General features: G+C 71.7%; 22 protein-coding genes and 1 tRNA gene. 7 read left to right on the top strand and 16 right to left on the bottom strand.

All coding sequences use genetic code 11. The features are described 5' to 3' along the window. Positions 1-27 precede the first annotated feature (27 nt). The gene (locus ACGIF2_RS13820) at positions 28-426 is read left to right on the top strand and encodes a cupin domain-containing protein (protein WP_396047563.1); all 399 of its coding nucleotides are present in this window, start codon (positions 28-30) and stop codon (positions 424-426) included. Here the strand turns inward: ACGIF2_RS13820 and ACGIF2_RS13815 are convergent. After that, on the bottom strand, positions 401-1,141 hold the full coding sequence (locus ACGIF2_RS13815) for a Mut7-C RNAse domain-containing protein (protein ID WP_396047561.1): 741 nt from the start codon (positions 1,139-1,141) through the stop codon (positions 401-403). The two genes, ACGIF2_RS13820 and ACGIF2_RS13815, sit on opposite strands and share 26 nt — an antisense overlap. Before the next feature lie 72 nt (positions 1,142-1,213). Further along, complete coding sequence (locus tag ACGIF2_RS13810; RefSeq protein ID WP_396047559.1) at positions 1,214-1,798, bottom strand: DapH/DapD/GlmU-related protein; 585 nt, start codon at positions 1,796-1,798, stop codon at positions 1,214-1,216. 225 nt (positions 1,799-2,023) lie between these two features. Here ACGIF2_RS13810 and ACGIF2_RS13805 point away from each other — a divergent pair, with 225 nt between their 5' ends. Beyond that, a complete protein-coding gene (locus tag ACGIF2_RS13805; protein WP_396047557.1) occupies positions 2,024-2,680 on the top strand; it encodes a hypothetical protein in 657 nt (218 codons plus the stop codon). Here the strand turns inward: ACGIF2_RS13805 and ACGIF2_RS13800 are convergent. The 5 genes from ACGIF2_RS13800 to ACGIF2_RS13780 all read right to left on the bottom strand — a co-directional run bounded on the left by ACGIF2_RS13800 (position 2,596) and on the right by ACGIF2_RS13780 (position 5,809). Continuing rightward, complete coding sequence (locus ACGIF2_RS13800; RefSeq protein WP_396047555.1) at positions 2,596-2,985, bottom strand: NUDIX domain-containing protein; 390 nt, start codon at positions 2,983-2,985, stop codon at positions 2,596-2,598. The genes ACGIF2_RS13805 and ACGIF2_RS13800 overlap by 85 nt on opposite strands. A 244-nt stretch (positions 2,986-3,229) precedes the next feature. Then, positions 3,230-4,006 carry a hypothetical protein gene (locus tag ACGIF2_RS13795; protein WP_396047553.1) on the bottom strand — a complete coding sequence of 259 codons (777 nt, stop codon included), beginning with the start codon at positions 4,004-4,006 and terminating at the stop codon, positions 3,230-3,232. A 155-nt stretch (positions 4,007-4,161) separates the two neighbouring features. Beyond that, a tRNA-Met gene (locus ACGIF2_RS13790) sits at positions 4,162-4,235 on the bottom strand. Between the two features lie 54 nt (positions 4,236-4,289). Beyond that, positions 4,290-5,090, bottom strand: a complete 801-nt coding sequence (gene thiD, locus ACGIF2_RS13785; RefSeq protein ID WP_396047746.1) for a bifunctional hydroxymethylpyrimidine kinase/phosphomethylpyrimidine kinase — start codon at positions 5,088-5,090, stop codon at positions 4,290-4,292. A 131-nt stretch (positions 5,091-5,221) separates the two neighbouring features. Continuing rightward, on the bottom strand, positions 5,222-5,809 hold the full coding sequence (locus ACGIF2_RS13780; RefSeq protein WP_396047551.1) for a DinB family protein: 588 nt from the start codon (positions 5,807-5,809) through the stop codon (positions 5,222-5,224). A gap of 67 nt (positions 5,810-5,876) precedes the next feature. On the opposite strand from ACGIF2_RS13780, the gene ACGIF2_RS13775 reads away from it, so the two are divergent. Then, the gene (locus ACGIF2_RS13775) at positions 5,877-6,449 is read left to right on the top strand and encodes a sugar O-acetyltransferase (protein ID WP_396047549.1); all 573 of its coding nucleotides are present in this window, start codon (positions 5,877-5,879) and stop codon (positions 6,447-6,449) included. Positions 6,450-6,507: 58 nt separating this feature from the next. Here ACGIF2_RS13775 and ACGIF2_RS13770 read toward each other — a convergent pair whose 3' ends face one another. The 4 genes from ACGIF2_RS13770 to ACGIF2_RS13755 form a co-directional block, all read right to left on the bottom strand. Next, positions 6,508-7,887: an MDR family MFS transporter gene (locus ACGIF2_RS13770; protein ID WP_396047547.1), complete on the bottom strand. Its 1,380-nt coding sequence runs from the start codon at positions 7,885-7,887 to the stop codon at positions 6,508-6,510. Positions 7,888-8,142: 255 nt separating this feature from the next. Next, complete coding sequence (locus ACGIF2_RS13765) at positions 8,143-8,586, bottom strand: type II toxin-antitoxin system PemK/MazF family toxin (protein WP_396047545.1); 444 nt, start codon at positions 8,584-8,586, stop codon at positions 8,143-8,145. 72 nt (positions 8,587-8,658) lie between these two features. Next, positions 8,659-9,693 carry an NADP-dependent oxidoreductase gene (locus ACGIF2_RS13760; RefSeq protein ID WP_396047543.1) on the bottom strand — a complete coding sequence of 345 codons (1,035 nt, stop codon included), beginning with the start codon at positions 9,691-9,693 and terminating at the stop codon, positions 8,659-8,661. Positions 9,694-9,740: 47 nt separating this feature from the next. After that, entirely contained in the window at positions 9,741-10,127 is a 387-nt protein-coding gene (locus tag ACGIF2_RS13755) for a DUF1304 domain-containing protein (protein WP_396047541.1), read from the bottom strand. Positions 10,128-10,215: 88 nt separating this feature from the next. Here ACGIF2_RS13755 and ACGIF2_RS13750 point away from each other — a divergent pair, with 88 nt between their 5' ends. Next, complete coding sequence (locus ACGIF2_RS13750) at positions 10,216-10,836, top strand: TetR/AcrR family transcriptional regulator (RefSeq protein WP_396047539.1); 621 nt, start codon at positions 10,216-10,218, stop codon at positions 10,834-10,836. A gap of 9 nt (positions 10,837-10,845) precedes the next feature. Next, entirely contained in the window at positions 10,846-11,592 is a 747-nt protein-coding gene (locus ACGIF2_RS13745) for a TetR/AcrR family transcriptional regulator (protein ID WP_396047537.1), read from the top strand. Here the strand turns inward: ACGIF2_RS13745 and ACGIF2_RS13740 are convergent. From ACGIF2_RS13740 to ACGIF2_RS13720, 5 genes are read right to left on the bottom strand one after another with little or no spacing between them, the layout of a single operon-like run. After that, positions 11,573-11,854 carry a ferredoxin family protein gene (locus tag ACGIF2_RS13740; RefSeq protein WP_396047535.1) on the bottom strand — a complete coding sequence of 94 codons (282 nt, stop codon included), beginning with the start codon at positions 11,852-11,854 and terminating at the stop codon, positions 11,573-11,575. The two genes, ACGIF2_RS13745 and ACGIF2_RS13740, sit on opposite strands and share 20 nt — an antisense overlap. Next, on the bottom strand, positions 11,851-13,170 hold the full coding sequence (locus ACGIF2_RS13735; protein WP_396047532.1) for an FAD-dependent oxidoreductase: 1,320 nt from the start codon (positions 13,168-13,170) through the stop codon (positions 11,851-11,853). The genes ACGIF2_RS13740 and ACGIF2_RS13735 overlap by 4 nt, the downstream gene beginning before the upstream one ends. After that, positions 13,167-14,093: an electron transfer flavoprotein subunit alpha/FixB family protein gene (locus ACGIF2_RS13730; protein ID WP_396047530.1), complete on the bottom strand. Its 927-nt coding sequence runs from the start codon at positions 14,091-14,093 to the stop codon at positions 13,167-13,169. The genes ACGIF2_RS13735 and ACGIF2_RS13730 overlap by 4 nt, the downstream gene beginning before the upstream one ends. Positions 14,094-14,106: 13 nt before the next feature. Continuing rightward, a complete protein-coding gene (locus ACGIF2_RS13725; protein ID WP_396047528.1) occupies positions 14,107-14,880 on the bottom strand; it encodes an electron transfer flavoprotein subunit beta/FixA family protein in 774 nt (257 codons plus the stop codon). 29 nt (positions 14,881-14,909) lie between these two features. Continuing rightward, a complete protein-coding gene (locus ACGIF2_RS13720) occupies positions 14,910-16,052 on the bottom strand; it encodes an acyl-CoA dehydrogenase family protein (RefSeq protein WP_396047526.1) in 1,143 nt (380 codons plus the stop codon). A 198-nt stretch (positions 16,053-16,250) separates the two neighbouring features. Between ACGIF2_RS13720 and ACGIF2_RS13715 the strand changes: the two genes are divergently transcribed. Further along, complete coding sequence (locus ACGIF2_RS13715) at positions 16,251-17,861, top strand: acyl CoA:acetate/3-ketoacid CoA transferase (RefSeq protein ID WP_396047523.1); 1,611 nt, start codon at positions 16,251-16,253, stop codon at positions 17,859-17,861. Between the two features lie 2 nt (positions 17,862-17,863). Continuing rightward, positions 17,864-19,129: an OFA family MFS transporter gene (locus ACGIF2_RS13710; RefSeq protein WP_396047521.1), complete on the top strand. Its 1,266-nt coding sequence runs from the start codon at positions 17,864-17,866 to the stop codon at positions 19,127-19,129. Positions 19,130-19,152 lie beyond the last annotated feature (23 nt).

Here is a 19,152-nt window from a genome sequence, read left to right as displayed (position 1 = left end):
CAACCCCACCGAGGAGGCGCACCACCGATGGAGATCGTCCCGCAGCAGCCCACCCAGAAGGGCCCGGACGCGTGGTTCACGGGCGACGTGTGGTTCGACGTCCTCGCCGCCCCACCCCTGCCCGCACGTCTGCGCGTCAACGCCGTGCACTTCGCGCCCGGCGCACGCACCGCGTGGCACCGGCACGCGAACGGCCAGAGCCTGCACGTGACCGAGGGTGTGGCCCGCGTCGGCACCCGTGACGGCCTGGTCGTCGAGGTCCAGCCCGGTCAGACGCTGTGGACACCACCGGGCGAGTGGCACTGGCACGGCGCCGTGCCCGACCGGTTGATGACGCACCTGGCGATGTGGGAGGCGGGCGCCGCCGCCGGCACGCCCGAGACGGAGTGGGCCGAGCAGGTCACCGACGAGCAGTACCGCGTCTGAGCCGCCGCGCCACGACCCGCTGCGCGTGCGCCACGACGGGGACGATCCGGGCGGCGTGCGCCCCGCGCCAGTAGACCTGACGGCACTCCACGCACCGCGCGAAGTCTCGGTAGGTGCGCGCGGTCCCTGCGCGCACGTCGTCGGCGGCGTCCTCGGCGGTCGTCGCGGCGAGCGACCCGCCGCAGGCGGTGCACCGGGTCCACGGGGCGAGGGGCGGCGCGAACCGGTCCAGCACGTCGTCGAGCTCGTCGTCGGTCGACGTGCCGCGCACCAGGGCCCCGTGCGGCAGGCTCCGGCGGCGCAGCAGGCCACGGTCCTGGGTGAGCAGCACCCGACCCTCCCCCGCGGCCATCCGCACCAGCTCGGCGTCGTCCGCCTCGGGCCGGTAGGCCGCGTCGAGGCCGAGCAGCCGCAACCTGCGCACCAGCCCACCCAGGTGCACGTCGAGCAGGAAGCGCGGCGGTGACTCCCCGGTGGCCTGCGGACGCGCGACGGGCGCCACGCGCAGCACGCCGTCGACCACCCGCCCGCTCGCCGCGACCACGGCGCCGTCCACCACGAGCTCACCCACCTCGGTGAGCGGGACACCCGCGGACTGGACCACGTGCCCCCAGGTGTCGGTGTCCTGCGCGCGCATCGTGAACGGCCCGCCCCGGCGCCGCGGCGCGAGCAGGAACCACAGGTCCGGGTCGACGTCCAGGGTCACGACGCGCACCCGTCCAGCATGCGCGCGCCGCGGCGCGCCGGCCGGGACGAGCAGCGTCCCTCGTCGGGACCGGTGCTCGAGTCACTCAGGCGCGGCGACGAATCCGGTCATCCGGATCAGCTTCGCGGGTACTCCAGCGACGATCGCGTTGGCTGGCACGTCTGTGGTCACGACAGCGCCGGCTCCGACGATCGCACCATCACCGATGGTCACGCCCGGGACGACAGTGACCGCGGCACCGAGCCACACGTTGCGGCCGATCACGATCCGAGCCGGCGTCATGTCTGCCCGCCGGTCCGGGTTCACAGCATGGTTCAACGTGGTCAGGGTGGTGCCGTGCCCCACGAGCGTCCCCTCCCCGATGGTGATGCCACCGGTGTCCTGGAAGCGGCAGCCCATGTTGACGAAGACGCCCTTCCCGAAGGTCAGGTTCTTGCCGAACTCGCAGTAGAACGGTGGAAAGACGGTCACTGACTCGTCAACGGTCGTCCCGGTCAACGTCGACAAGAGGAGGCGCACCTCATCCGGAGTGCGGTACTCGCCGTTGAGCTCGGCCATGATCCGCAGAGCTTCTTGGCTCGCCTGATGCATGAAGGCATGCATCTCCGACCCGCCGACGATCAGCGCTCCGCGGTTCACGTGGTCCAGGAAGTCCTTCAGCTCCATCGACTGATCCTGTCACTCGGCCCCGCAGTGACGCCCCTGACGATGTCGGACCCGGTGAGAGCGTTCCGGCGGACGCAACCTGCCCACATCGACGAAAGAGGCCCTCTCGCTCTATCGAGCGAAAGAGCCTCTGAACTGCTACTTCACTGGTAGCGGGGGGATCACCGGGGCGGTGGAACAGCCTGGTGGCCTACGTGCGTTTCCGCTGGTCGACGTCACGTGCCTGTGCATCTGCACACCCCTCGTCATGGTCACGAGAACATCGCAGCAGGCAGTCGTGTGCCGTCCCGCAGGACGACAGCCGAGAAGCCCGAGCTGGCGGCCACCGATGCGATCGCGCCGACGTCGGTGATCCTGACCGGCGTGAAGCGCTGCGTCGTCGTGCCACATGTGGGCTGCTCAGAGACAGAGATGTGGCATCGTGACGGCGTGACCCTTCGGTACCGCCTGGTCATCGGCGCAACGGCCCTGATCCTGCTCAGTGCCGGATGCCAGGCGGGCGAGCCGCAGCAACAGGTCGGCTATCTGTCGGGGTGCAACTACGCCTCGACCGAGGGGGACCCGGGGCTCGGCGCGGGTTTCTCCTACGACGAGACGCACCACCCCTTCGACACCGCCGTGCCCGTGAAGCTGTGCTGGAACCAGGGCCGCGGTTACGTCCTCCTCACCGGGACGTCACCCGAGATCGTCGTCGATCCGGAGAAGTTGGTCGGGGAGGGACCGGTCTTCGAGTTCACCGTGACCGTCTCGCCCGGAGCCACGGGCGGACTCACCGCGCAGCTCATGAACGAGAGGGATCAGGACTCCGGGTCGTTCGATGGGCCGTCCATCGTGGTGGACGAGACCGGCTGGTCGTTCCAGCCGTGGGGCGACGACGCCTGACCGTGCCGCCCGCCGGAGGCACCAACCCGTTCTTCGTCTCCGTCCGGGGCGCCGACGAACTCCCCGACCCGCTCCCAGTCCGCCGCCGAGAGCCCTGTCTCTTCCGCGAGCTCCCGCTCGGCCGCCGCCCGTGAGCTCTCGCCCTCTTCGACCATCCCGCCGGGGACGGAGAGCATCTCCCCGTGCAGCGGGGCCGTGTGACGGATCAGCGCGACGCGGTGCTCGTCGTCCACCGCCACCACGACGACGCCGTCACGCAGGACGACGTGCTCGACCGGGCTCGTGCGGTACGACAGACGCGTCACGCACCGAGCCTCGCAGATCGAGCCGTCCGGAGGGCCCGAGTTCGCGGCCACTCCCCGACGACGTCGGTCAGGGCACGCGGGCGCAGCGAAACCGCCCCGCGGGGCGCTACACGGGGCACGGATTGTGAGCCCCATCGGCTTGCGCCGTGCTCACGCTGAGCCGGCCGGGCGCCGGGGGCGTCATGCCCGTGCGACGGCGTCTCTCATCGATTCGGCGGCGGTGACGGCGCTGCCCCGTGCGGACTCAGTAGCGCTTGCCGGAGTCGTTGGCCTGGGCTTGGGCCAGGGTCCGCTCGCGGTTGCCCGGCACGGCGTGGCCGCCGACGGCCTCGACGACGAGGGCCCAGCCGTCGGGTGCGTAGAAGTCCTCGTCGGCCATCCGGATCCCGTAGTGCGCGGCGACCTGATGGAGGCGTGCCTGGCTGAACTTGTCCGCGACGCGGCGCGCCGAGTAGTCGATCGGGTCCGGCAGCGGCCAGTCGGGGGTCGGTGGCTGCAGCTCCCAGCGTCGCCCGGACTCGCCGACCTGCACGCCGACCGACCCGCCGCGGTAGCCGAAGCGTGACCCGGGATCCGGCTCGGTGATCACCGCCCTGCGCACGCCGAAGTCTCCGGCGTTGGTGGTTCTGTCGTAGGTCTGGGGGCAGTCCAGCAGCGCCACCGCACGGACGCCGTGCGGTTGGGCGGCGAACCCTGTCGCGTAGGGACCGGCCTCCGTACCCCCCCAGTTGTTGTCCAGGAACGCGGTCCAGGGTTCCGGGTGCCGGGTGGGCAGGAACAGACACCGGGTCTTCACGGTCAACACCAACGGCAGCAGGGCGGACAGCAGCTCGGGAAGTGTCCCCTCGACTCGCCGGATCTGCAGGGACGCGCCCGTGAGCTGGGCGGTCGCGGCCCCGCGCCAGTCGACCATCAGCTGGGCGCACCGCGGCGCGTCCGCGTTCAGGAACGTGAACCCCCGCGTGACGGGGAGCCACGCGCCGTCCAGCAGGTAGCGGTCCGCACGCGCAGGCTGCTTCATCGTCGCCATGATGGCACCAGCAGGCACCGAGGACGACGAGAATCACGATCGCTGCACAGCGGTTGTCCCCCACGACAGCGAAGGACTTCATGACGAAAGCCCCCAGGGAGTCCCTGAGGGCTTTCGGCCGGACCTGACGTCACAGGTCTGATGCGTAGCGGGGACAGGATTTGAACCTGCGACCTCTGGGTTATGAGCCCAGCGAGCTACCGAGCTGCTCCACCCCGCGTCGGTAGGACCAACTCTACGGCACGCTGGGACCGGTCCCCGCCACACCCCCGCGTCAGACGCGGACGGCGCCCTGCCACACGGTCTCGAACGGCGCACGGCCCGAGACGCGTGCCTCGATGCCGGCGGTGACGAGCTCCTTGGCGATCGCCACGGCCGCGCCCACGTCGGTGCCCTTCGCGAGCTCGGCGGTGATGGCGGCGGCGAGCGTGCAGCCCGCGCCGGAGACCCGCTCCTGGCCGATCTTGGGCGTGGACAGCACGGTGACCTCGTCGCCGTCGAGCAGCACGTCCACGGCGTCGTCGCCGGGCAGGTCGACCCCGCCCTTCGCGACGACGTAGCGCGGGCCGAGCTGCTGGATGCGGCGGGCGGCCTCGGTGAGCTCGGCGACCGTCTCGATGCGGTCCATGCCAGAGAGGGTGCGTGCCTCGAACAGGTTCGGGGTGACGACGGTCGCGAGCGGCAGCACCTGCTCGCGCAGCGCGTTGTCGGTGTCGAGCGCGGCGCCGGCCTCCTGACCCTTGCAGATCAGCACCGGGTCGAGCACGACGTGCCGCCACGGCTGACGGCGCAGGCCCTCGGCGACGACCTCGATGGTCGCGGGCGTGCCCAGCATGCCGATCTTGACCACGTCGAGCGCGTAGGCGGCGGTCGCGGCCTCCATCTGCGCGGCGATGACCTCGGCGGGGACAGGGAAGAACCGGTGACCCCACCCGTTCTCGGGGTCGAACGAGACGATGCACGTCACCGTCCCCAGGCCGAAGACCCCCAGCTGCTGGAAGGTCTTCAGGTCCACCTGGAGGCCGGCGCCGCCGGTCGCCTCCGATCCGGCGATGACGTACGCAAGGTCGACCACGTCGGTGCTCCTCTCGATGTCCACGTGCAGTGCACAGAGCCTTGCACGCCGACATGGGCACGCCGCGCACTGCTCCGCCCAGCGGACGCGGGTTCAGGTCGACCTCACCTTCCACGCCCGACGCCCAGGGGTCAGGTCGCCGGCGGCGCGCTCCCGGCCTGCACCGCGGCAGCCTCGATCCGTGCCCGGTAGGCCGCCCACTCCCCAGCGCTGCGCGACGTGATGTTCGGGTCGCCCGGCCGCCCGCCTGCGACGCCGTCCAGGTGCTCGCGGAGGATGTCGGCGTGCCCGGCGTGCCGTGCGGTGTCCACGCACAGGTGGACCAGGATCTGGTGGAGCGTGACCGCGCGGCGCTCGGGAGACCACCACGGGACCAGTCCCGGGGCGTCGAGCGCCAGCGCCTCGACCGTCGCGTCGGCGTGCGCGGCCGAGTAGTGGTGCAGGTCGATGATCTGCTGGCGGGTCTGGTCGGCGGTGACCCACATGTCGGCGTCGGGCTCTGCGTCCTCCCAGGGCAACGAACGCTCCGACGGCCGCCCGAAGACCTCCCCCAGGTAACCGAGCTGGACGGTCGCGACGTGCTTGACGAGCCCCAGCAGGTTCGTCCCCGTGCCGGTGAGCGGCCGACGCACGTCGTAGTCGCTCAGGCCGTCGAGCTTGCCGAGCAGATCGGCCCGCTGGCCGCGCAGGTACCGGTGCAACGTCTCCTTGTCATCCATGCCGCCACCCTCTCGCCCGGCACCCACACGCGCCAGGGGCGTGAACCCGCTTCCGTAGGGTGGTCGCATGACCGACACCACCGACGCCAGGTCGATGCGCGAGCGGATGCTCGCGGGCGACCTCTACATCGCCGACGACCCCGAGCTGGGCGAGCAGAGCGCCGCCGCGCTCGACCTCATGGACGCCTACAACGCGACGACCGCGCGCCAGGGACCGCTGCGCCGCCGGCTCCTCGAGGAGCTCCTGGGCAGCATCGGCGAGGGCACCGAGATCCGCCCACCCTTCTACGTCGACTACGGCACGCAGATCACGATCGGTGCCCGATGCTTCGCCAACTTCGGTCTGACGGCGCTCGACGTCGCGCCGATCACGATCGGCGACGACGTGCAGATGGGTCCGAACGTCCAGCTGCTCACCCCGACCCACCCCGTCGAGCCGGGGCCGCGGCGCGACAAGTGGGAGGCCGCGAAGCCCATCGTCATCGGCGACAACGTGTGGCTCGGCGGCGGCGTGATCGTGCTGCCCGGCGTCACGATCGGCGCCGACACCGTGGTGGGCGCCGGCTCGGTCGTCACGAAGGACCTGCCCGCGGGCGTGGTCGCGGTCGGCAACCCGGCCCGGGTGGTCCGCACCCTCTGAGCACTGCCGACCGCCGCACCGCCGGGCCGTGCACGGGGCTCGCCGATCGCCGCTGGTGTCAGGGCGCGGCGAGCTCCGCATCGGGCACCACCTGCGTCACCGGGCGCCCGGTCCGCGGCATGGCGAGCGCCGCCACCGTCGTCGCGAGCGCGACGGCGGCCACCGCGACGAACACTGCGGTCGCCGCCACGCCGAACGCCTGCGGGTCGGCCTGCGCGTCGGCTCCGTGCATGCGCGCGTTGACGAGCGCACCCAGCGCCGCGACGCCGACGGCGCTGCCCATCGAACGGGCGAACATGTTGGCGCCGGTCACCACCCCGCGCTCCCCCCACCCGACGCTCGACTGCGCGGCGATCAGGCTCGGCGCGGCGACGAGGCCCAGGCCCAGCCCCATCACGAAGCAGGAGAGCCCGACGGCGAGGACGGACGGGGTCGTCGACGTCACCGCGAGCGCGGCCGAGCTGAGCACGACGATCGCGGCGCCGATCAGCACCGTGGTGCGGAACCCCCAGCGCAGGTACAGGCGTCCCGCCTGGGAGGCCGAGATGGGCCAGCCGATGGTCAGGGTCGCGAGCGTCAGCCCCGAGACCAGGGGCGACGAGCCGAGGAGCGCCTCGAGGAACGTCGGCACGTACGTGGTCACGCCCATGAGGATCGCGCCGACGCCCACCGCGATCAGCGCCGTGGTGCCCAAGAGCCGGCGGGAGAACACCCACGGTGCCAGCACGGGTTCGGCGGCGCGACGCTCGACCACCACGAACACGGCGAGCACGGCGAGCCCGATCCCGAAAGCCCCGATGCTCTGCGGCGCGTCCCACGCCCAGGCGTTCCCGCCCTCGAGCAGCGCCAGGATGAGCAGGCTGGTCGAGACGGTCAGGAGCGCACCGCCCGCCCAGTCGATGCGGTGCTCACGACTGGGCACCGTCTCGTGGAAGTGCTTCACCAGCAGCCAGCCCGCCGCGATGCTCAGCGGGATGTTGACGAAGAAGATCCAGTTCCAGGTGAGGAACTCGGAGAAGAGGCCACCGAGGGTCGGCCCGACGACGGACGAGACAGCCCACACGCTCGCGATGTAGCCCTGGACCTTCGCCCGCTCGGCGAGGGTGTAGAGGTCACCGACGATCGTGATGGCCATCGGCTGCACGGCCCCGGCGCCGAGGCCCTGGACTGCCCGGAACACGATGAGCGCGGGCATCGACCAGGCCAGCCCGCAGAGCACCGACCCCAGCAGGAAGAGGCCGACCCCGATCAGGATGATCGGCTTGCGGCCCACGGTGTCCGAGAGCTTCGAGTAGATCGGGACGCTCACCGCCTGGGTGAGCAGGTAGATCGAGAACAGCCACGGGAAGCTCGAGAACCCCCCGAGGTCGGCGACGATCGTCGGAACCGCTGTCGCGAGGATCGTGGAGTCGATCGCGATGAGGCCAGTGGTGACCATGACCGCGATGAGGACCGGTCCGCGCGCTGACCGGAACCCGATCCCCGTCTCGGTCTCGGTCGCGGGGTGTCGTGTGGTGGTCAGGGCAGTGCCTCTCTCGCATCGGGACGTCCGCAGGTGCCAACCTCGCAGGTGCCACCGACATTCCTGGGCGCGGTCCGGACGCGCGCACGGGATCAGAACCGGTGCGCTGGACTGCCGAGACCGACCCGGCGCTGGTCATCCGCCACTTCGGCACCGACGAGGTGCTGCTCCTCACCGGACGCGCGGCGCCTGCTCCCGCGCGACGGCTCCCTCGTACCAGAGCACGATCGCAGGCCCGTGGTTGCTGACCCGTCGCCGGAGCGCCGAGCGCCGCAGGGTGGTCGGCCGCAGCCGGACCCAGCTCGCCTTCGCCAGCCCGGTCACGCCGTCCGGGACCCGTGCGTGGTCACGGCGCGCGCTGCGGTCCTGCGAGGTGAACGCCGCGACCGAGCACGTGCGGCCTGTCACGGCGAGCACGAGCACGGGCCGGTCCTTGCTCCCCGGCCGGTCCTCGAACGGCACCTCGGCGAACCACACCTCGCCGGGGACCGGCCGTGGGCCACGCCGCAGCCGACCGGCGAGCGCTGCCAGGACCGCGACGACGGCCACGACCGCCACCGCGGCACCCCAGGGCGTGCCGACCAGCGTCTCGATCATGCCGACCACGTCGTCCATCGATCTCCGTCCGCCCACCAGGGCGCCCGCCTGCGCGGCGGGGCCTGGTGGAGGGACGACACGCGGGCCGCGCTACGCCCGGGGGTCGATCCGGACGACCATCTTGCCGGTGCTGGCCCCGCGCATGAGGTCGAGGAACGCGTCGACGGCGTGGTCGATGCCGTCCACGACCGTCTCGTCGTGGTCGATCTGGCCGGCGGCGAACCACTCGCCCATGTCGCGCGCGAAGTCGGCGTAGTGCTGCATGTGGTCGCCGAGCGTGAACCCGCGCAGCGTCAGGCCCTGCGTGATGACCTTCGCCATGTTGTCGGGGCCGGGGGCGCGGTCGGTCGAGTTGTACCCGGCGATCGCGCCGCACAGCGCGATGCGCCCGCCGCGGTTCATCACGTCGAGGGCGGCCTCGAGGTGGTCGCCGCCCACGTTGTCGAAGTAGACGTCGACGCCGTCGGGCGCGAGGGCCGGCAGCTGCTCACGCACGGGGGCGTCCTTGTAGCAGAGGGCCGCGTCGTACCCGAAGCGCTCGGTGACCAGGGCGACCTTCTCGGCGGAGCCGGCCGATCCGATGACCCGCCCGGCGCCCTTGAGCCGGGCGATCTGCCCGGCGGCCGTGCCGACGGCGCCTGCGGCGCCCGAGATGAGCACCGTGTCGCCGGGCTGCATGCGGGCGATCTCGAGCAGGCCCACGTAGGCGGTGAAGCCCGTCATGCCGAGGATGCCGAGGTGCGCCGAGAACGGCACGCCCGGGAGCTCCGGCACGACGCGGAACGCGGCGGCCGGCCCCTGGGCGACGTCACGCCAGCCGAACTGGTGCACCACCACGTCACCGACCGCGACGCGCTCGTCGGTCGAGGCGACGACGCGGCCGACGGCGCCGCCGACCATGGTCTCGCCGAGGGGGTACGGCGGGGTGTAGCTCTTCACGTCGTTCATGCGTCCGCGCATGTACGGGTCCACGGAGATGAACTCGTTCTGGACGCGCACCTCGCCCGGGCCGAGCGGCGGGAGGTCGACGACGACGGTGCGGAAGTCGTCGTGGGTGGGCCAGCCGTGCGGGCGGGCGACGAGCTGGACCTGGGTGCTGCGCGTGGGCGTGGTGGGTGTGGTCATGAGGGGATCTCCGAATCAGGGGTGGTGCGGGGCAGGCGGGCCGGGGCCTAGACGACGAGCGCGACCACGGTCGCCACGACGGCGAGCGCCGGTGGGACGAGCTGGACGAGGGCGGCGCGCGCCTTGTCGGGCGAGGACGCCAGCAGGACGAGGCCGGCCAGGACCATGGACCCCGCGCCGGTCAGGACGAGCGTCAGGCCGACGGTCGTGGTGCCGGCGGCGGTCACGACGATGCCGACGATCACGGCCACCGCCAGGAACAGGTTGTAGAAGCCCTGGTTGAAGGCCAGCTCCTGCGTGGCGGCGGCCTCCTGGGGCGACGTCCCGAAGGTCCGCCGCGTGCGCGGGGACGTCCAGGTGAGCGACTCCATCGTGAAGATGTAGACGTGGATGAGGGCGGCGACCGCCGCCAGCACGAGCCCTGTCGCCGTCATGGCACTGCCCCTCGCTCAGGCCCAGGCTTTCTGGACCAACCGTTCCACTATAAGGTGGAAGCCTCGGTACACAAGTTCGGTACACACGATGGGCGGACGCGACATGGGACGGCACCCGGGCTTCGACACCACGCAGGTGGTCCAGGCCGCCCGCGACGTCTTCTGGGACAAGGGCTACGACAGCACCTCGGTGCCCGATCTCGAGCTGGCGACAGGCCTCGCGCGCTCGAGCCTCTACCACGCGTTCGAGAACAAGCGCGGGGTGTTCGACGCGGCGGTGCGCGACTACCTCGACACCGTCGTCCGCCCACGCCTGCGGGTCCTCACCGCCGAGCCCCGCGATCCCGACGCCGTGCTCGTCTACCTGCAGAGGCTCGTCAGGGCGCTCACGCAGCGCCCCGAGGACGCCGGCCGGCGCGGTTGCCTGCTGATCGACAGCACCGCAGGCCTCGCGTCGCGCGACGACGCACAACGAGCCGTGGTCGACGCCTACCGCGCCGAGCTCGTCGACGCGTTCCGGCACGCGCTCCGCACGCGCTACCCCGCACTCGACGACGCCGGGGCCCTGCGCCGCGCACGGGTCCTCACGTCCCTGAGCATCAGCGCGCTCGTCGTGGCGCGCACCAGCACGTCCGACGCCGTCACCACGCTCGAAGCCGCGCTCGGCCAGGTCGCCGAGTGGGACGGCCCCGCGCCGGACGCCGACTAGTGTGGACGCGTGACGACGTGCGAGCCTGAGGACGACGCCGCCACACGCCCTCGACGCCGAGGGCGCCCCCGCGACCCGGAGCTCGCCGACCGCGCGCTGCGCGCCGCCCTCGAGGTGTACGGCGAGAAGGGCTGGTCAGGCCTCACGATCGACGAGGTGGCCGGCCGCGCCCGGGTGGGCAAGTCGTCGGTGTACCTGCGGTGGCCCGACAAGGAGAAGCTCCTCGCCTCGGCGCTGCGTCGCATCCAGGGCGGCGACGAGGGGCAGTCCCCCGACGCACCGACCGCGCCGACGACCGCCCCGGACGAGCAGGCCCCTGCCGAGCCGGTCCCTCCCCAGTCGCTGCGCGACTACCTCATCACCCACGCCAACGACCGCGCCGAGCTCTACCTCGGCCCGTACGGGTTGGCCATGCTCCGCCTGTACGTCGAGTCGCGGGCGTACCCCGAGGTGTTCTCCGACATCCGACGGGAGGCGATCACCGACTTCGTGCTCTCGCAGCGTCGGCGCGTCGAGGCAGCGGTGCACACCGGGGAGCTCCCCCCGGGGGCGTCGGCCATCCATCTCCTGGACGCGGTCGAGGGCTCGATGCTCATGCACGTGCTGGTCACGCCCCCGCACCTGGTGGACCGGGTGCGCCAGACCGTGCCCCGGTACATCGAGGAGATGGTCGACCGCCAGCTCGCGGCCGTGGGCTACACCCCCCGGGCGCCTGAGGCGCCCGGGGGGCCGCTGCTCAGCCCTCCCGGAAGCTGACGCCGAACCCGCCCCGCGGGTAGTGCCACGTCAGGGATCCGGGTGCGGCGACCGCCAGGCACGTGCCGCACTCCAGGCACGCGGCGTAGTCGGCGACGACCTCGCCGTCCTGCTCGCGGTAGACCCCGGCGGGGCACACCGCGACGAGCGCCTTGCCGGTGCCGGTCGCGCGGCAGATCTCCTGGTCGATGACGATGTGCGACTCCTCCTCGTCGAGGACGAACCGGTTGCGGGCCAGCCGCTCGGGGACCGTGGTGCTCACAGTGCTCTCACTCCCGCCCATCCATCACTGACCAGCTGGCGGATGCCCACCGGGGACTTCTTCAGCGCGGCCCGGGCCGTCGAGACCAGGTGCCGTCGAGGGGTGCCGTCCAGGGCGAAGACGTCGTGGAAGATGCTCGCTGCGAGCTCTCCGTACGCCCCGTACATGCCCGTCCGCTCCAGGAACTTCGGCGCGCGGGCGTACGTCTTCATGTCCTGCATGACGAAACTCTCCTCGAGCCGCCGCCGGTACCCGGCGAGCCCTTCGCGGGACACGTCGCCCGCCGCCACGGCCTCGGCGACGGCGTCCGCCGCCGCGATGCCCGATCCGATCGCCAGGTCCATGCCGCGCACGGTCAGGCCGCTGTTGATCGTCAGACCGGCCGCCTCACCCACGACGACCAGGCCGTCGGTGGCGACCTCGCCGACCATCGCGTAGCCGCCCTCGGCGACCAGGTGCGAGCCGTACTCGACGATCTTCGCGTCCCGCAGGTACGGCGCGAGCCCGGGGTGCTCGACGTAGCGCTCGAACACCTCCGCGGCCGTGCGCCCCGAGCGCAGCAGGTCGTCGAGCCGCAGCACGACGCCCACCGACAGCGACTCGGTGTTGGTGTACAGGAAGCCGCCCCCACCGATGCCCTCGGTGCAGTCACCGACGATCGCGTGGGCCGCGCCCTGGTCCCCGCTGACCCCGAACCGGTCCTCGATCACCGTGCGGGGCAGGGCCATGACGGCCTTGACCCCCACGGCCATGTGGTTCGTGGGCTCCTGGTGGCGCAGACCGATGCTGCGCGCCAGGAACGAGTTCACGCCGTCGGCCGCGACGACGACGCGCGCCCGGAGCTGGTCGTCGCCCGCCTGGACGCCGACCACCCGCGTCCTGCCGTCCGGGCCGGGCTCGGTCAGGAGACCGTCGACCCGTACGCCGGCCATCAGGTACGCCCCGGCCTCCTCGGCCTGCGCGGCCAGCCACGGGTCGAACTTCGCCCGCAGCACGGTGACGGCGTTGACCGGCTCGGCCAGCGCGCGGCCGGAGTAGTCGATGCCGACGGCCGAGTCCGGCGTCAGGAACGTCGTGACGTGCCGGGTGATGCGGCGCTCGACCGGTGCCTGGTCGGCGAACCCGGGGAAGAGGCCGTCGAGCACGCGCCCGTACAGCACGCCGCCCGAGAGGTTCTTGGTCCCGGGAGCCTCCCCGCGCTCGATCATCGCGACCGACAGCCCGGCCTGGGCCAGCCGGTACGCGGTCACGGCACCCGCCGGACCGGCCCCGACCACGACGACGTCGAAGTCCGGCTCGACGGCCTCGGTGCTCATGCGCCGGCCTGCAGCGCCGCGGTCAGCGCCGGCACCACGTCGTACAGGTCGCCGACGATGCCGTAGTCGCACTGGGCGAACACGGGGGCCGCCGGGTCGCTGTTGATCGCGACCACAGTCGTGGCGTCGCGGACGCCGACCATGTGCTGCAGCTGGCCCGAGATGCCGATCGCCACGTACAGGGCGGGGGCGATGTGCTGGCCCGAGATGCCGATGTACCGCTCCTTGGGCACCCAGTCGACGCCCTCGGCGAGGGGCCGCGAGCACGCGACCTCTCCCCCGACGGCGCGGGCCAGGTCCTCGATGAGGGCCAGGTCCTCGCGCGCCTTGAGCCCGCGTCCGACCCCGACGACCGTGGCGGCCGCACCGAGGTCGACGCCGACGTGCACCTTGGCGCGCACCTCGGTGGTCTGCGCACCCGTGAGGGGCTCGGACGTGCGCTCCTCGACAACGGGTCCGGCGCCCGCGGGGACGACCGTCCCGGGCTGGACCGCGAGGACCGCGGGCCCACCGGTCACGGCGGTGCGGTGCTCGGCGATGCCGCCCAGCACGCCGTGCGAGACCACGACGGTCTCGCCGTCGAGCTCGACAGCGGCGACGCCACCGAGGACCGGGGCGCCGAGCCGCGCAGCCACGGCCCCGAGCAGGGCACGACCAGCCGCCGTCGTGGCACCCACGACGACGCGCGGCGCCGCCTCGAGGACCAGCCGGGCGACGTCGGGCGCGAACGCCTCGACCGGGACCCCGCCGGGGTCGCCGAGCCACAGCACGCGGTCGACGGCGGGGGCGACGGCGTCGGCCACGTCCCGGCCGCCCGCGACGACAGCCACGACCTCGGACCCGAGCGTCCGGGCGACGTCGACGAGCCCGCTGACAGCGGGGTCGCCGGCGACCAGGACGAATGCCTGCGTTGAGACGTCCATGGTTCCTTCTCTCTTACAGAACGCCGGCCAGGCGCAGCGCGCCGACCAGCTCGGTTGCGGCGGTGGCGGCGTCCCCGTCGAACAGCACGGCGCCACGGGTGGCCTCGGCCGGACGCGAGGTGCTGAGCGTGCTCAGGGTGACCGCGGCGGGCTCGACGGCGAGGTCGGCCAGGGCCAGCACCTCGACCGGCTTCTTGGCGGCGCCCAGGATGTCCTTCATCCCGGGCACCCGGGGCACGGCGGCGTCGCTCGTGGTGGCGAGCACCGCGGGGCCGGTGAGGCTCAGGGTGGTCACGCCGGTGGGCAGGTCCCGTTCGACGACGAGCCCGCCCTCGGCGGGGGCCACGGACGAGACGGCGCCGAGCGCGAGCCAGCCGAGGTGGCCCGCGAGGGTCATCGACACCTGCCCCTGCGCGACGTCGACCGACGAGTCGCCGGTGAGCACGAGGTCAACGTCGCCGACGGCGGTGACGGCCGCGGCGAGCACGGCCGCGAGACGTGTGCCGTCGGCGCCGGCCAGGGCGTCGTCGGCGACCATCACCAGACGGTCCAGGCCCCGCGACAGCGCGGCCTTGCGGGCCAGGGGGCTGTCGATCGAGCTGTCGCCGACCGTCAGGCCGACCACCTCTCCGCCCGTGGCGTCGGCGAGCCGGCGGGCCAGCTCGAACGCGACGGGGTCGTACTCGCTGACGGCTGCCTTGGCGCGGCTCAGGTCGACGGTGCCGTCGGGGCGGACCTCGGCGTCCTGGGGGTTCGCTGCCCACTTGTAGGCGACGACGATCTTCATCGGGGGTTCTCCTTCTCCGGACGGACGACTCAGCTGTGGTCCTTGACGATCTGGCGCCCCGCGATGTGGACCATGATCTCGTCGGTCCCGCCGCCGAACCGGTGGCCACGCAGGTCGCGCCACAGCCGCGAGACGCGGGTGCCGACGGTCACGCCCACGCCACCGAAGATCTGCATGGCCTCGTCTGCGACCTCGAAGGCCGCCATCGCCGAGTAGCGCTTGCACAGCGCGCCCTGGCTCTTGAGCGGCAGCTCCTGGTCCACCATCCACGCCGTCTTGTAGACGAAGTTGCGGATGTTCTCGAGCTTGATGGCCATGTCGGTGAGCTTGAGCTGGATGAGCTGGAACGAGCCGATCGGCTTGCCGAACTGCACGCGCTGGGCGGCGTAGGTGGCCGCGTCGTCGAACGCGCACTGGGCCATGCCCAGGCAGTTGGCGGCGATGACCAGGCGCTCGAGCTCGAAGTTGCGCATGAGCTGCTTGAAGCCGTTGCCCTGGACACCGACCAGGCAGCTCTCGGGGAGCGTGACGTCGTCGAGGAAGATCTCGCACGAGTCGGAGATGTGCCACATGATCTTGTCGAGCTGGTTGGTGGTGACCCCCGGCGCGTTCATCGGCACCAGGTACATCGAGATCGCCCGGCGCGGGTCGTCGCCCCCGGGGTTCTTGGCCATCAGCAGCAGGTACTTCGACTGGAGCGCGTTCGTGATGAGCGTCTTGGTGCCGTTGAACGTCACCATCCCGTCGTGGTGGACGGCGGTGGTCGACATGGCCGAGTTGTCCGAGCCGGCGCCCGGCTCGGTGAAGCCGAGGGCGAAGGGCACCTCGCCGGCCGCGAGCAGGCCGAGGATCTCCTGCTTCTGCTCGTCCGAGCCGAACTCGAGGATGTCCATGGCCTGGAGCAGCTCGAGGCCGTAGCCGTTGTTGAGGCCCTGCCGGGCGACGCGCTCGGCCAGCATCACGAGGGTCACGGCGTCGCTGGGCGTGCCGCCGAACTCCTCGGGGAAGCCGAGCGAGCCGAAGCCGGCCTCGTTCATCGCCTTGCGGAACGTCGTGGGCGGCTGGTGGGTCAGGTCGAGCTCGGCGATGTACGACTCAGGACAGTCGCGCTCGAGCAGCTCGTCAAGGCTCTCGAGCAGGAGCTGCTGCTCGTCGGTCAGTCCGAAGTCCATGGTCGTACGCCTCTCCGTCAGGGCCCGCCTCACCACGAAGGTGTGCGACGACGGCACTGGTGGCCGCTGCGAACCATCGTGGGGGCTGGGTGGTGCCCCGATCTCAGGACGATGGTCCTGATTCCAGACGCAAGTCGTCCGGAATCGTTGCGGCTGTTCGGCGGACCAGCCGACCGTTGCGTCAAGGGAGACCGGCACATGGCTCACGTGATCACCGCAGCTCAGGCTGCAGAGCTCGTCAAGGACGGCGACGCCGTCGCCCTGAGCGGGTTCGGCCTGGCCTGCGTCAACGAAGAGACCCTCGCCGCGATCGAGCAGAGGTTCCTCGAGCACGGCGCCCCGCGCGACCTCACGGTCATGCACGCCAGCGCCGTCGGCAACCGCCGCGACAAGGGCATGAGCCACCTCGGGCACGACGGCCTGATCAAGCGTTGGATCGGCGGGATCGCCATCGCGTCGCCCGCCGTGGCCAAGCTCATCGAGGCCGACGGCTGCGAGGCGTACAACCTGCCCCAGGGCGTCATCTCCCAGCTCTACCGCGAGATCGCGGCCAAGCGCCCCGGCGTCATCACCAAGGTCGGTCTCGGCACGTTCGTCGACCCCCGCGTCGAGGGCGCCCGGATGTCCCCCTCCTCGGTCGAGGACATCGTCCAGGTCGTCGAGCTCGCCGGGCAGGAGTGGCTGTTCTACCCCTCGTTCCCGCTCGACGTCGCTCTGATCCGCGGCACCGTCGCCGACGAGGACGGCAACCTCACCCTCACGCACGAAGGCCTCAAGATGGAGGTCCTGCCCATCGCGCAGGCCGTCCACAACTGCGGCGGCATCGTGATAGCCCAGGTCGAGTCGGTCGCCGCCCGCGGGAGCCTGGACCCCAACGACGTCAAGGTCCCCGGCATCCTTGTGGACTACCTCGTGGTCTCCGAGCCCGAGAACCACTTCCAGACGGAGAACACGCACTACAACCCGTCGTTCTCGGGTCAGCTGCGGATCCCGCTCTCGGACGTCGAGCCGATCGCCCTCAGCGAGCGCAAGATCATCGCCCGGCGCTGCGCGATGGAGCTCGCGCCGCACACCGTGCTCAACCTCGGTGTCGGGATCCCGGCCGACGTCGGCACCGTCGTCGCCGAGGAGGGCGTGAGCGACCAGATCATGCTCACGACCGAGGCGGGCGCGATCGGCGGCGTCCCGGCCGGGCTCAGGGACTTCGGGCACTCCTACAACCCGCAGGCCCTGGTCGACATGCACGCGCAGTTCGACTTCTACGACGGCGGCGGCCTGGACGTGGCGGTGCTGGGCCTGGCCCAGACGGACGCTGTCGGCAACGTCAACGTCTCGAAGTTCGGTTCGCGTGTCGCCGGCTGCGGCGGGTTCATCAACATCTGCCAGTCCGCCAAGACGCTCGTCTTCGCCGGGACCTTCACCGCCGGCGGCCTCGAGATCGAGGTCGTCGACGGGGAGCTGCGGATCACCACCGAGGGCCGGACCCGCAAGTTCCTCGACCAGGTCGAGCAGATCACGTTCAGCGGCCCGTTCTCCGCCGCGCGCGGGCAGCGGGTCCTCTACGTCACCGAGCGCGCCGTGTTCGAGCTCGGCGCGGGCACCATGACGCTCATCGAGATCGCACCCGGCATCGACCTGCAGGCCGACGTCCTGGACCAGATGAGCTTCGTCCCGACCGTCTCCCCCGACCTGCGGCTCATGCCCGCGGGGATCTTCCGCCAGACCTGGGGCGAGCTCGCCTCGCACCTGAGCACCACCCACACCCCCACCGCGCGGGCGATGACGCCCGCGCCTGTCGGAAAGGCCTGACAATGTCCACACCGAGCACCACGATCAACAGGTGGGCGGTGCTGTGGGGGTCCGTCGCGATCCTCATGTGCACGGGCGCGATCTACTCGTTCTCCGTCTTCGCCGGCCCGCTCAGCGGGCTGCGCGGCTGGACGATGCCCGAGGTCATGATGGCGTTCACCATCAACGCGGCCATCGGGCCGATCCCGATGATCCTGGGCGGCTGGATCGTCGACAAGGGCGGCGTCCGGATCCCCATCATGGTCGGCGGACTCATGTTCGCCGCGGGCTTCATGCTCGCCGGCGCCGCGACCACCACGACCATGCTGTACCTCAGCTACGGCGTGCTGGCGGGCCTCGGGCAGGGCCTGGCGTACTCCGGGTGCCTGAACAACACCCTCAAGCTCTTCCCCGACAAGCGGGGCATGGCAGCGGGCCTGATCACGGGTGGCATGGGCGCCGCGTCGGTCATCGCCGCGCCCGTCGCCCGGGCGCTCATCAAGAGCGCGGGCGTCGACGCCGCGTTCCTGAGGATGGGTGCCGTCTACGCGGTCATCGTGATCGTCGCGTCGTTCTTCCTGCGCACGGCGCCGGTGGGCTTCACCCCGGCCGGCTGGACGGCGCCCGCGGGTGCCGGCCCGGCCGTCAACCTCCCCTGGACCGGCATGGTGCGCACCCCGCGGTTCTTCCTCATCTTCCTGATGATGGGAGTCGGCGCGTTCTCGGGCCTCATGATCGCCTCGCAGGCCTCGGGCATCGGTCAGAGCGCCATGTTCGGCCTGAGCGCCGGCACCGCAGCGGCGTTCGTCTCGATCTACGCGGCGTGCAACATGCTGGGCCGCATCGTGTGGGGCGCGATCTCCGACCGCCTCGGCTACACCAACGCGCTGATGATGATCTACGGCACCGTCGCGCTGTCGATGCTCGTGCTCGTGCTCGTCTCGTCGACCGTGGGCTTCGCGATCGGCATCATCGGCCTGGGCCTGTGCTTCGGCGGCGTCATGGGCATCTTCCCGGCGCTGACGATGAAGAACTTCGGTCCCAGGTTCCAGGGCGTCAACTACGGCATCGTGTTCACCGCGTACTCGATCGCTGCGTTCTTCGCCCCCCGGATCGCCGCCAGCATGGGCGCCGAGGGCGACTACACCAAGCCGTTCGTCATCGCGATCGGCCTTGCGTTCGTCGGTCTCGTGCTGACGCTCGGCTTCACCCGGCTCTCTGCCAACTCGGCGGCCGGCCCCGTCCCCGCGGAGGCGCCGCTCGCCGCGGACGCGAAGGTCGGCAGCTGACCTTCCGCTCGACAGCCGTGGTG

Source organism: Cellulomonas sp. P22, assembly GCF_044392165.1.
Note: the sequence above shows the minus strand (reverse complement) of the source record. Positions and strands in the feature narration are given on the sequence as shown.

Bases quoted from the DNA above. Each gene is read 5' to 3' on its own strand.
- ACGIF2_RS13820 (WP_396047563.1), top strand. From the start codon at position 28: ATGGAGATCGTCCCGCAGCAGCCCACCCAGAAGGGCCCGGACGCGTGG.
- ACGIF2_RS13810 (WP_396047559.1), bottom strand. From the start codon at position 1,798: ATGGAGCTGAAGGACTTCCTGGACCACGTGAACCGCGGAGCGCTGATC.
- ACGIF2_RS13795 (WP_396047553.1), bottom strand. From the start codon at position 4,006: ATGAAGCAGCCTGCGCGTGCGGACCGCTACCTGCTGGACGGCGCGTGG.
- ACGIF2_RS13780 (WP_396047551.1), bottom strand. From the start codon at position 5,809: ATGGATGACAAGGAGACGTTGCACCGGTACCTGCGCGGCCAGCGGGCC.
- ACGIF2_RS13775 (WP_396047549.1), top strand. From the start codon at position 5,877: ATGACCGACACCACCGACGCCAGGTCGATGCGCGAGCGGATGCTCGCG.
- ACGIF2_RS13770 (WP_396047547.1), bottom strand. From the start codon at position 7,887: ATGGTCACCACTGGCCTCATCGCGATCGACTCCACGATCCTCGCGACA.
- ACGIF2_RS13765 (WP_396047545.1), bottom strand. From the start codon at position 8,586: ATGGACGACGTGGTCGGCATGATCGAGACGCTGGTCGGCACGCCCTGG.
- ACGIF2_RS13760 (WP_396047543.1), bottom strand. From the start codon at position 9,693: ATGACCACACCCACCACGCCCACGCGCAGCACCCAGGTCCAGCTCGTC.
- ACGIF2_RS13755 (WP_396047541.1), bottom strand. From the start codon at position 10,127: ATGACGGCGACAGGGCTCGTGCTGGCGGCGGTCGCCGCCCTCATCCAC.
- ACGIF2_RS13750 (WP_396047539.1), top strand. From the start codon at position 10,216: ATGGGCGGACGCGACATGGGACGGCACCCGGGCTTCGACACCACGCAG.
- ACGIF2_RS13735 (WP_396047532.1), bottom strand. From the start codon at position 13,170: ATGAGCACCGAGGCCGTCGAGCCGGACTTCGACGTCGTCGTGGTCGGG.
- ACGIF2_RS13730 (WP_396047530.1), bottom strand. From the start codon at position 14,093: ATGGACGTCTCAACGCAGGCATTCGTCCTGGTCGCCGGCGACCCCGCT.
- ACGIF2_RS13725 (WP_396047528.1), bottom strand. From the start codon at position 14,880: ATGAAGATCGTCGTCGCCTACAAGTGGGCAGCGAACCCCCAGGACGCC.
- ACGIF2_RS13720 (WP_396047526.1), bottom strand. From the start codon at position 16,052: ATGGACTTCGGACTGACCGACGAGCAGCAGCTCCTGCTCGAGAGCCTT.
- ACGIF2_RS13715 (WP_396047523.1), top strand. From the start codon at position 16,251: ATGGCTCACGTGATCACCGCAGCTCAGGCTGCAGAGCTCGTCAAGGAC.
- ACGIF2_RS13710 (WP_396047521.1), top strand. From the start codon at position 17,864: ATGTCCACACCGAGCACCACGATCAACAGGTGGGCGGTGCTGTGGGGG.